The organism is Armatimonas sp. (assembly GCF_043760365.1).
Classification (GTDB): Bacteria; Armatimonadota; Armatimonadia; order Armatimonadales; family Armatimonadaceae; genus Armatimonas.
In genome coordinates this window covers 1-1,835 of record NZ_JAYUPA010000361.1, presented here as the reverse complement: position 1 = coordinate 1,835, position 1,835 = coordinate 1, and the positions used below count along the sequence as shown (strand labels likewise).

The following is a 1,835-nucleotide window of genomic DNA, read 5'->3' as shown; positions in this document are numbered from 1 at the left end:
CGCCCGATGCCACCAAAGCGGACCCGGATATTCGCCTCTCGCTTCTCCAGGAGACCTTCGGCCCGGATCAAGTCTTCGTCCGTTTTTTGCAAGACGGTCGCCGCCTACCCGTCGCGGATCGGCCCCGAATCCGTGAGCGGCACCTAGACGACTACGACCGAGCGCTGCGCGGGATCGCCCTCAAAGTCTTCCCCGCCGCCCCCACCGAGCGCGACGAGTGCCCGTCGTGCCCTTACTTCTTCTCCTGCCCGAGGGATGGGGAGTAGCGTAGCCAGAGCCAGAGGCTAAAAGTAACGAGCAGATATTCCAACAACGCGACAAGCTGGATACGGCGCTCTGCCTGGAACGACCATAGATCGGGGTACTGGCAGGCGCTGGTGAGCGGCGTGAAGAGCGGGAGCGGCGTGTGGGCCGTGCTCGGGAAGTCCGGGAGCGTCCAGAAAATACGGTGCGAGAGAAGCTGGAGCGCGACGAGGACGATGCAAAAGCTCTTGGGCAGCGTATGCTTCTCCAGAATCACTCCAAAAAGCACGTAGACTATCGGCATCGCCCAGTAGACAATGCGCTCCGTGTCCGAGCCGCCGACCCAGCCAAGCACGAGAAAGACGGCTAGTATCCAAGTCAACACAGGCTGCTGCCTCAGCCACGCCACCGCTGTGCGCCAGAAGAAAAGTGGGAGCACCAGCGCGGGGCCAAAGGCGATAAAGAGCCCGTGGAGATAGACCAGCAAGGGCTTGTTGTAGGCCCACTGCCCGATTGTCCGTGCAAAACTGTAGCCATCGGTTTGCGTGGCTAGTACATGCGTCGCCGCCACGCCCAGAACTCCCGCGAGCAAGGGAAGCCACTGTCGCCCTCGGCTGGAGATCGCGACGGCGAGCGGCACCACCACGACGGCCTCGCGGAAGAGTGCGCCGAGGAAACAAAGCAGCACCAGCCTCCACTCGAACCCACCCACCAGAACCCACCCCGGCTTCGTTCGTTCCTCACTGCGCCGACCCTCCCTTGGTTCAAGGGAGGGTGGACGCGAGCTGTGCGAGTGGCCGGGTGGGTTCAGAAGCAGCGCTACCAGCACGAACACAAACAGCCACGGATCGGTGTAGGCGGCGTAGTGCGTCGTGAAGCGGAGCGGGGCGTGCCACTGCGTGAGAAACGCCGCGATCAGGGCGAGGCGCAGCCAGGGATTTTGGATAAAGCGCCGCAGCCAGAGCGTCAGTAAGATGACTGAGAGAAAGCACGCAGCCAGATTGACGAGGCGGAAACCGAGCAGGAGATGATTGGGGAAGAGCCACGCCACCAGCGCGGGCGTTCCGAGGCGAAAGGCGAACGGGCCGATGGCGCTCGGGCGCTCGTGGTGTGCCATCTGCTGGGCCATCTGGACGTAGGCAACCCCGTCCCAGCCCTGGCCGTCGTGGTAGGTCAGCGGTTTCTGGATGGCGAGACTTAGCCCCGCCACCAGTGCGAACAGCACGAGAACCCAGAATAGCTCGTTTTTCTTTGTCACGGGGTTATTTTCGGTACAATGGCGTCATGGTCTCACCAGAAATGATTCGCCACGCCTACGAGAGCTGTGTGCGAGACAAAGTGCGTCGCACGCCGCTCTACACATCGGGCGCGGTCTCGGCGCAGACGGGCTGCCTGGGGCTCCACTTGAAGATGGAAAATCTCCAGGCGACGGGCTCGTTTAAGATTCGCGGTGCCACCTGGCGCATTGCCACGATGACCGACGATGAAAAAGCGCGGGGCGTCATCGCGGCGTCGGCGGGCAACCACGCGCAGGGCGTGGCGCTGGCGGCGCGGATGGCGGGCATTGCGGCGACCATCTGGATGCCGGAGCG

At 63.2% G+C, this 1,835-nt stretch carries 3 protein-coding genes; 2 read left to right on the top strand and 1 reads right to left on the bottom strand.

The window, feature by feature from the left end; translation table 11 throughout:
- Nucleotides 1-266, top strand: a 266-nt coding sequence (locus tag ACH2EH_RS08725) for a hypothetical protein (RefSeq protein WP_395140824.1), incomplete at its 5' end; no start/stop codon positions are given.
- On the opposite strand, the gene ACH2EH_RS08720 is transcribed toward ACH2EH_RS08725, so the two are convergent.
- Nucleotides 233-1,501: a hypothetical protein gene (locus tag ACH2EH_RS08720; RefSeq protein WP_395140822.1), complete on the bottom strand. Its 1,269-nt coding sequence runs from the start codon at nt 1,499-1,501 to the stop codon at nt 233-235. The genes ACH2EH_RS08725 and ACH2EH_RS08720 overlap by 34 nt on opposite strands.
- Nucleotides 1,502-1,527: 26 nt before the next feature.
- Here ACH2EH_RS08720 and ACH2EH_RS08715 point away from each other — a divergent pair.
- Nucleotides 1,528-1,835: pyridoxal-phosphate dependent enzyme (locus tag ACH2EH_RS08715; RefSeq protein WP_395140820.1), on the top strand; the 308-nt coding region annotated here is incomplete at its 3' end.